Source organism: Pseudomonas sp. 24 E 13, from assembly GCF_900004715.1.
GTDB lineage: Bacteria > Pseudomonadota > Gammaproteobacteria > Pseudomonadales > Pseudomonadaceae > Aquipseudomonas > Aquipseudomonas orientalis_A.
In genome coordinates this window covers 30775-39421 of sequence record NZ_CVTO01000133.1, presented here as the reverse complement: position 1 = coordinate 39421, position 8647 = coordinate 30775, and the positions used below count along the sequence as shown (strand labels likewise).

6 protein-coding genes are annotated in these 8647 nt (G+C 62.6%); 2 read left to right on the top strand and 4 right to left on the bottom strand.

Annotated features, from left to right (window positions below):
* Window positions 1-78: 78 nt before the first annotated feature.
* The 4 genes from BFP90_RS16925 to BFP90_RS16910 all read right to left on the bottom strand — a co-directional run bounded on the left by BFP90_RS16925 (window position 79) and on the right by BFP90_RS16910 (window position 4547).
* Window positions 79-840, bottom strand: a complete 762-nt coding sequence (locus BFP90_RS16925; protein WP_065885942.1) for an SDR family NAD(P)-dependent oxidoreductase — start codon at window positions 838-840, stop codon at window positions 79-81.
* A 10-nt stretch (window positions 841-850) separates the two neighbouring features.
* Complete coding sequence (locus BFP90_RS16920) at window positions 851-2191, bottom strand: MFS transporter (RefSeq protein WP_065894857.1); 1341 nt, start codon at window positions 2189-2191, stop codon at window positions 851-853.
* 143 nt (window positions 2192-2334) lie between these two features.
* The gene (locus tag BFP90_RS16915) at window positions 2335-3213 is read right to left on the bottom strand and encodes a polysaccharide deacetylase family protein (RefSeq protein ID WP_065894856.1); all 879 of its coding nucleotides are present in this window, start codon (window positions 3211-3213) and stop codon (window positions 2335-2337) included.
* A gap of 11 nt (window positions 3214-3224) precedes the next feature.
* Entirely contained in the window at window positions 3225-4547 is a 1323-nt protein-coding gene (locus BFP90_RS16910) for an amidase (RefSeq protein WP_065897507.1), read from the bottom strand.
* 334 nt (window positions 4548-4881) lie between these two features.
* Between BFP90_RS16910 and BFP90_RS16905 the strand changes: the two genes are divergently transcribed.
* Window positions 4882-5871, top strand: coding sequence for a GntR family transcriptional regulator (locus BFP90_RS16905; protein WP_065894854.1), 990 nt, complete (start codon window positions 4882-4884; stop codon window positions 5869-5871).
* Between the two features lie 157 nt (window positions 5872-6028).
* Window positions 6029-8446: an endopeptidase La gene (gene lon, locus BFP90_RS16900; RefSeq protein ID WP_065894853.1), complete on the top strand. Its 2418-nt coding sequence runs from the start codon at window positions 6029-6031 to the stop codon at window positions 8444-8446.
* Window positions 8447-8647: the final 201 nt, after the last annotated feature.

Here is an 8647-nt window from a genome sequence, read left to right as displayed (position 1 = left end):
ATGTAGACGATCTCCCGAATAAACACAGTTCCAATGTGGGAGGGGCAAACCCCCTCCCACATTTTTGAGCCAGTACAGTCAGTCAGGCCAGCGTACGGTCAGGCCACCATCAATTACGATGCTCTGCCCGGTCAGGTAACTCGATGCATCACTGGTTAAAAACTGCACCAATGAAGCCACTTCATCCGCGCGCCCTACCCGCCCCAGCGGAATCGCACGCGCTGCTTTCGCCAGGCCCTGCGGCCCCAGCGAGTTCTTCGCATCCAGCGACTGCGGCGTCTCGATCAACCCTGGAATTACCGCATTACAGCGTATGCCCTTTGCCGCCAACTCCACCGCCAGCGAGCGGCACAACCCCGGCACGCCGGCCTTGGCGGCCGCGTAATGCGAATGCTCTTGCCAGCCATACACGCCTCCGGCAATCGACGAAATCGCCACCAACGCGCCGCCTTCGTGCATGTGCCGCGTCGCCGCGCGAAAGGTGCGCATGACCCCCGTCAGGTCGACATTGAGCATCTCGTCCCACAGCGCATCGGTCATCTCCAGCAACGGCGCGCGACGCAGCAACCCGGCGTTGGCCACGGCGTAATCCAGCCGACCAAAATGCTGCACGCCCTGCGCGGCCAGGGCATCCACCGAGGCGGTATCGCCCACGTCCAACGGCAACATCAGGCATTCGCCGCCGGCGGCCTGCACCAGGCTGACGGTGGCCTGCGGGTCATGGGGGTCCGCCGGGTAGTACCCGCCGACCACCGCCACACCGTGGCGCGCATAGGCCACGGCGAGGGCTTGGCCGATGCCGCTGGCGGCACCGGTAATCAAGGCAACTTTACGGCTCATCATTGACTCCTTACTGAACGGTTTCCGGACGCACATGGCGTGCGGCAAACATCAACAGGCCGGACAAGAAGCACGGCACGGCACCGAACCACAGTGCGGCGGTCTGCCAGTCACTGCCGGCGGACAGCACCTGGGTTGCACCAAAGCCTGCGACCACCGCACCAATCGGGCCCATGGCATGGATGATCGCGCCGCCGGTGGCGCGGATGCTGGTAGGGAAACTCTCGCTGATAAAGAACAGCGCCGCCGAATACGGCCCGATCAGGAAGAACAGGCCCAGGCTGTACAGCCCGACCACCATCGCCATATTGCTCGGGCCGAACAGCATCCCGGCGAACGACAGACCACCGAGCATCCAACCCAGGCCGATCACGTTGCGACGGCCGATCTTGTCGCCCATCCAGCCATGGCTCAAATAGCCGCAATAACCCACCAGGTTCGACAGCACGAGGATGATCAGCGAGTTCTCGAACGAGATGTGGTGCACGCTGACGATCACCGAAGTCCCCAGCACGCTGAACACCTGGATCGCCGCCCAGTTGAGCAACAACGCGGCGCCGATCACCAACGTGGCACGGCGAGCCGGCCCACGGAACGCGGCCTTGAGACCGGCCTTGCTGTGCTCGTCATAGTCCACGCCATAGGTCTGCGCTACGTTCTGCGCGTCGCTCACCGCGCCGCTTTTACGCAGCCGGCTGATGCGTTCGTGGATCTGGAACTGCGGGCTCTCCTTGAGCTTGCGCGCCATGATCGCGATCACGACAGCCGGGATCGCCGCAAAAACGAAGCAGCCCTGCCAGCCGATGATCGGCAGCAACAGCGCGGTCAACCCGGCGGCGATCAACGCGCCGACCGGCCAGCCGCCCTGCACCAGGCTGTAGATGAAGCCGCGACGCTTGGTCAACCGCGGATCTTCCGAAGCGCCGTACAGCTCGGTCAGATAGGTGGCGTTGACGGTTTCCTCGGCATAGCCCAGGCCGCCCAGCGAACGGATCAGGATCAGCGGCGATTTGCCCCACGCCCCGCCTATCGCAGTCAGCGCCGAGCACAACGCGGAACCGGCTACGGTGAAGATAATCCCTTTGCGTCGCCCCAGCTTGTCCACGATCGGTCCGATGGCCAGGGCGACCACGGCGGTGCCGACCGCCACCCAGGTCGCGATCTCGGCCTGCTCCACTTCACCCCAGCCAAAGTGCCGGCCAATCTCCGGTAGCAGGGTGCCGAACAGGATGAAGTCGTACACCGCAAACACCCAGGCGAAAAACGCGATCCAGGTGGCGAAGCGCACCTCCCGGGAAGTCAGCTGCCGGGGTTTCCAGCCAGTCAGGTCAAGCTTGTTGTAGATGGACATAGATCGCGCCTCAAGGGGATGGGTGGACCCTGTAGGAGCGAGCTTGCTCGCGAAAATCGTCAACGATGACGCGGGCATCCTGGATGCACGCGGCGCTCTCCGGTTCTTCGCGAGCAAGCTCGCTCCTACAGGGTGACGCTGGTTCAGGTACGCGGCTGGCGGCGGATGAAGTCATCGGCAATTTCGTCAAAGGTGACGAAGCGCACGCCGGCATGGCTCTGGATGTGTTCGATCAGACGCTCGAGCATCAGCAGCACTTGCGGGCGGCCGGACACGTCGGGGTGGATGGTCATGGTGAACACGGCGTGTTCGTGTTCGCGGTAGACCCAGTCGAACTGGTCGCGCCACATTTCTTCCAGATGACGCGGGTTGACGAACCCGTGGCTGTTGGGGGCTTTCTTGATGAACATCATCGGCGGCAGGTCGTCGAGGTACCAGTTGGCCGGGATCTCCACCAGGTCGGTTTCTTCGCCGCGCACCAGGGGCTTCATCCAGGTATCGGGGTGCTGGCTGTAGTCGATCCTGGTCCAGGTATCGCCCTTGCGCACGTAGTAAGGGTGAAAGTCGTTGTGCATCAGGCTGTGGTCGTACTTGATGCCCTTTTTCAGCAGCAGTTCGTTGGTGACCTTGCTGAACTCCCACCACGGCGCCACGTAGCCGGTGGGGCGCTTGCCGGTGACCTGGGTGATCAGTTCGATGGACTTGTCGAGAACGATTTCTTCCTGCTCGGCGGTCATCGCGATCGGGTTTTCGTGGCTGTAGCCGTGCACGCCGATCTCGTGGCCGGCGTCGGCCACGGCCTTCATCTGCTCGGGGAAGGTTTCCATCGAGTGACCGGGGATAAACCAGGTGGTGCGCAGGCCGTAGCGTTCGAACAGTTTGAGCAGGCGTGGCGCGCCGATTTCACCGGCGAACAGGCCGCGGGAGATGTCGTCCGGCGAGTCTTCACCGCCGTAGGAACCGAGCCAGCCGGCCACGGCGTCAACGTCGACGCCAAATGCACAGAGGATGTCTTTAGCCATGGTGTGTCTCCTTAAATTGTCATTACGGATTCAACGCACAACGCTGCGCGCAGCAGGCGTGCGTCTTCTCCCGTCGGGACGCTGAGCAGCAACCCGGTGGGCAGCCCCTGGGCATCGCAGCCGCTGGGCAGGGTCACGCCTGGCATGTCGAGCAAACTGCCGGGCATGGTCAGGCGCAGGGTGGCGAGGTTGGTTGTGACGAACAGCTCATCGTCGGCTTCAAGCGCCGCCAACGCCGGGGCGACGTGGGCGACGGTCGGGGTGATCAGGACGGCGCCGTCGAGGTCTTCGATCAGTTGCTGTTGCAGGCGGCGGCGCGCCTCGGTCAGGTGGATCAGTTGGCTGGCCGGCAGTGAACGCGCGGCTTCCAGGCGGCGGCGCACGCGGGGGTCGAGTTGGTCGGCGTCGGGGCTGTCGAGCAACGCCTGGTGCAGGGCGAAGGCTTCGAAGGCGCCGAGCCAGCCATGGTCTTTGATCAGCTCCAGCGTCGCCTGGAAGGCCGGGCATTCACGCTCTTCGACCAGCGCGCCGTGGGCCTTGAGCTGCTCCACCGCGCGCAGCAGGTTGTTGCGCACGGCGGGTTCGACCTTCTGCTGCGCCAGCACGAAACGCTGGCCCTTGAGGCTGCGGGCGACGTGGCTGTGGCTGCGGCCATGCAGCAAGTCGTCGACGACCAGGGCATCACGCACGCTGCGGCTTATCGGGCCGAGGCTGTCGAGGCTGTGCGCCAACGCAAACACGCCGTCGCGGCTGTAACGCCGGCTGCTGCTGCGGTAACCCACCAGGCCGTTGAACGCCGAGGGGACGCGGATGGACCCGGCAGTGTCGGTGCCCATGGCGATGGGCACGATGCCGGCGGCAACGGCCACGGCCGACCCCGAGGAAGATCCACCGGGGATGCGCGGTTGATCCTTGCCATGGGGATTGTGCGGCGTGCCGAAATGGGGGTTCAGACCCAGGCCGGAATAGGCCAGTTCGCTGAGGTTGGTCTTGCCGACGCTGACCATTCCGGCACGACACAGCAGGCCGACGGTGGGTGCATCGAGCAACGCGACGGGCGCATGGCGGCGGTAGGCGGCGCCCGCCGTGGTGATGCTGCCAGCCACGTCGAACAGGTCCTTCCAGGCCAGCGGCACGCCATCGAACAGGCTCAACGGCTGGCCGGCGCGCCAACGTGCGGCAGAGGCTTGGGCTTCACGACGGGCGCGCTCGGGCGTCAGGCTGATGAATACCGACGGGACCTGGCTGGCTTTGTCGAGTGCCTGTTCGAGGGCTTGCACCGGGTCGCTGCGACCACTGGCGAAGTCCTCGGCCATTGCAGTGGCGTCTGACATCAGGATGACCCTCACAAACGTACATATTAATAAAATGTACATTTTACAAAGGCAGCTTTCGTGCCAGTCTGTGCTCAACGAATTTTGCGCAGGCAGCGGTTTTCGACCAGAACCGCGAGGTAGAGGGTATTTGACGAGGTAAAAAATCTGGGCAGGCGGTAACTCATGCGTTTCAACGAAATAATGTACTTTTTATTAATAAGTACATTTTGGTGCAGAAAAGTAACAGGTCGACTTTCTAAGCCCCAAAAACGTGCCGCCGACGTGGCGCAGAGTGACAGGCGCATCTATGAGAGAATCCCCGGTCAACGGTCCCTCCACCTCTGAGAACGCAATGAAAGCAGTGCTCGCCTCGGCCTCCCGTTACGCGATGATTCACAAAGTGATGCGCGACGCGATCGTCAACGGCACCGCCCGCCATGGGCTGGTGTTGCTCGAAGCGCCGCTGGCCGAGTTGTTCGGCACCAGCCGCGTGCCGGTGCGCAAGGCCCTCGACCTGCTGCATGACGAAGGCTTGATCTGCCGCTTCAACGGCCGGGGCTACCTGATCAATCCGCAAGGCCTGGCCATGGAGCCGTTGCGCCTGCCCCTGAGCCATGCCCACCTGGGTCTTAACGGCGAGGACGAGTTGGTGGACACGCGGCCGCTGGGCGAACGCATCGTCGAGGAAATCGGCGCGGCGTTGTCCACCTGCATTGCCTTCGGCCACTACCGCCTGGACGAGCAAGCCGCCGCCGACCACTACGGCGTCAGCCGCGCGGTAGTGCGTGAAGCGCTGATGCGCCTGCGCGACCGTGGCCTGGTAGAAAAAGAGCCCTACTCCCAATGGCTGGCCGGGCCTTTGACCGCGCGGGAAGTCACCGAAGACTACGAACTGCGCGCCTGCCTTGAGCCCGAAGCCCTGCGCCAGAGCGCGCCCAACCTCGATCGCGAGCTGCTTGAAGCCATGCTGCAACGCGTGCTGGACGCCCAGGACAGTGCGCAGTGCAGCCTGGAGGCCATCGAGCAGATCGAGGAAGACTTGCACCAACGCTGCCTGGCCGGCCTGCAGAATCGCAAGATCGCGGCGCTGATTCGACAGGGGCAGAGCCCGATGATCATCAGTCGGATTTTTTATCGGTTGCTGGGGATTGGCGCCGACCCGGCGATGTTGGCCGAACATCGACTGATTCTGGAGTTGCTGCTGCACGGTGCGTTTGATGCGGCGGCGCTGAATCTGCGTGAGCATTTGCAAAGGGCCAGTCAAAGGATGTTGCAGCGGTTGAAAGTGTTGTCGGTGCTGCCCGAACAACCGCTGCCCGCCTACCTGCACAAAATCAGCTGACCCAACACAGACCAAATGTGGCAGGGGGCTCCCCCTCCCACACGACGCCAGCGTCGTTCTAAAAATTTCATGCAATATGTTGCTATCTCACCCCCACCATTGAAACCACCACTGCCCTGCCCCATCTAAGCACCATACTTCCTGATGCAGGTGCCCCATGAGCGACCAGCAAGACATCCCTGATTACGACCTGAACGACTACGCCGACCCAGAAAACGCTGAATCCTCGTCCAACACCGGCCTGGCCCTGCCCGGGCAGAACCTGCCGGACAAGGTCTACATCATCCCGATCCACAACCGGCCGTTTTTCCCGGCGCAAGTGTTGCCGGTGATCGTCAACGAAGAGCCCTGGGCCGAAACCCTGGAACTGGTGAGCAAATCCGACCACCACTCCCTCGCCCTGTTTTTCATGGACACACCGCCCGAAGACCCGCGCCACTTCGACACCTCGGCGCTGCCGCTGTACGGCACGCTGGTCAAGGTGCACCACGCCAGCCGCGAGAACGGCAAACTGCAATTCGTGGCCCAGGGCCTGACCCGCGTGCGCATCAAGACCTGGCTCAAGCATCACCGCCCGCCGTACCTGGTGGAAGTGGAATACCCGCACCAGCCGAGCGAGCCGACCGACGAGGTCAAGGCCTACGGCATGGCGCTGATCAATGCGATCAAGGAACTGCTGCCGCTCAACCCGCTGTACAGCGAAGAGTTGAAGAACTACCTCAACCGCTTCAGCCCCAACGACCCGTCGCCGCTCACCGACTTCGCCGCCGCGCTGACCTCGGCCACCGGTAACGAGTTGCAGGAAGTGCTCGATTGCGTGCCCATGCTCAAGCGCATGGAGAAAGTGCTGCCGATGCTGCGCAAAGAGGTCGAAGTCGCGCGCCTGCAGAAAGAGCTGTCCGCCGAAGTGAACCGCAAGATCGGCGAGCACCAGCGCGAGTTCTTCCTCAAGGAACAGCTCAAGGTCATCCAGCAAGAGCTGGGCCTGACCAAGGACGACCGCAGCGCCGACGTCGAACAGTTCGAGCAGCGCCTGGAAGGCAAGGTGCTGCCGGCCCAGGCGAAAAAACGCATCGACGAAGAACTCAACAAACTGTCGATCCTCGAGACCGGTTCGCCGGAATACGCAGTGACGCGCAATTACCTGGACTGGGCCACCTCGGTACCCTGGGGCGTGTATGGCGAAGACAAACTCGACCTGAAACACGCGCGCAAGGTGCTGGACAAGCATCATGCGGGCCTGGACGACATCAAGAGCCGTATCCTCGAATTCCTCGCGGTGGGTGCCTATAAAGGCGAAGTCGCCGGTTCCATCGTGCTGCTGGTGGGCCCGCCAGGCGTGGGCAAGACCAGCGTGGGTAAATCCATCGCCGAATCCCTGGGCCGGCCGTTCTACCGCTTCAGTGTCGGCGGCATGCGTGATGAGGCCGAGATCAAGGGCCATCGCCGCACCTACATCGGCGCCCTGCCCGGCAAGCTGGTGCAGGCGCTCAAGGACGTGGAGGTGATGAACCCGGTAATCATGCTCGACGAGATCGACAAGATGGGCCAGAGCTTCCAGGGCGACCCGGCGTCGGCACTGCTGGAAACCCTCGACCCGGAACAGAACGTCGAATTCCTCGACCACTACCTGGACCTGCGCCTGGACCTGTCCAAGGTACTGTTCGTGTGCACCGCCAACACCCTGGACTCGATTCCCGGCCCGCTGCTCGACCGTATGGAAGTGATTCGCCTGTCGGGCTATATCACCGAGGAAAAAGTCGCCATCGCCAAGCGCCACCTGTGGCCCAAGCAACTGGAAAAAGCCGGCGTCTCGAAAAACAGCCTGAGCATCAGCGACGGCGCCTTGCGTGCGCTGATCGACGGCTATGCGCGGGAGGCCGGTGTGCGCCAGTTGGAAAAGCAACTGGGCAAACTGGTGCGCAAGGCGGTGGTCAAGCTGCTGGATGAGCCGAATTCGGTGATCAAGATCGGCAACAAGGACCTGGAAAACTCCCTGGGCATGCCGGTATTTCGCAATGAACAAGTGCTGTCCGGCACCGGCGTGATTACCGGCCTGGCCTGGACCAGCATGGGCGGCGCTACCTTGCCGATCGAAGCGACGCGCATCCACACGCTCAATCGCGGCTTCAAACTCACCGGGCAGTTGGGTGAAGTGATGAAGGAGTCCGCAGAAATCGCCTACAGCTTCATCAGCTCGAACCTGAAGTCGTTTGGCGGTGACCCGAAGTTCTTCGACGAAGCCTTCGTCCACCTGCACGTGCCGGAAGGTGCCACGCCCAAAGACGGCCCGAGCGCCGGTGTGACCATGGCCAGCGCGTTGCTGTCACTGGCACGCAACCAGCCGCCAAAGAAAGGCGTAGCCATGACCGGCGAACTGACCCTGACCGGGCATGTGCTGCCGATTGGCGGAGTACGCGAAAAAGTCATCGCGGCGCGGCGCCAGAAGATTCACGAGTTGATCCTGCCGGAGCCCAACCGTGGCAGCTTTGAAGAGCTGCCGGAGTACCTGAAGGAAGGCATGACCGTGCACTTTGCCAAGCGCTTTGCGGATGTGGCGAAGGTGCTCTTCTGACAGTTATGTAGTGCCTGAGCTGGCCTCATCGGGGGCAAGCCCCCTCCCACACTTGACCGCATTCCAATGGATGTTCTCGGTCAAGTGTGGGAGGGGCTTACTCCCGATAAATCATACTGCAGCGCCCAAACGTAACCACGATGCGAAGCGAGTCGCTCTTGATCTTGATCTTAGGCGCCCCGTTAAACCACGCTGGCCGAA

Coding starts and splice junctions, on each gene's coding strand:
- BFP90_RS16925 (WP_065885942.1), bottom strand. CDS start 840: ATGAGCCGTAAAGTTGCCTTGATTACCGGTGCCGCCAGCGGCATCGGC.
- BFP90_RS16920 (WP_065894857.1), bottom strand. CDS start 2,191: ATGTCCATCTACAACAAGCTTGACCTGACTGGCTGGAAACCCCGGCAG.
- BFP90_RS16915 (WP_065894856.1), bottom strand. CDS start 3,213: ATGGCTAAAGACATCCTCTGTGCATTTGGCGTCGACGTTGACGCCGTG.
- BFP90_RS16910 (WP_065897507.1), bottom strand. CDS start 4,547: ATGTCAGACGCCACTGCAATGGCCGAGGACTTCGCCAGTGGTCGCAGC.
- BFP90_RS16905 (WP_065894854.1), top strand. CDS start 4,882: ATGAAAGCAGTGCTCGCCTCGGCCTCCCGTTACGCGATGATTCACAAA.
- lon (WP_065894853.1), top strand. CDS start 6,029: ATGAGCGACCAGCAAGACATCCCTGATTACGACCTGAACGACTACGCC.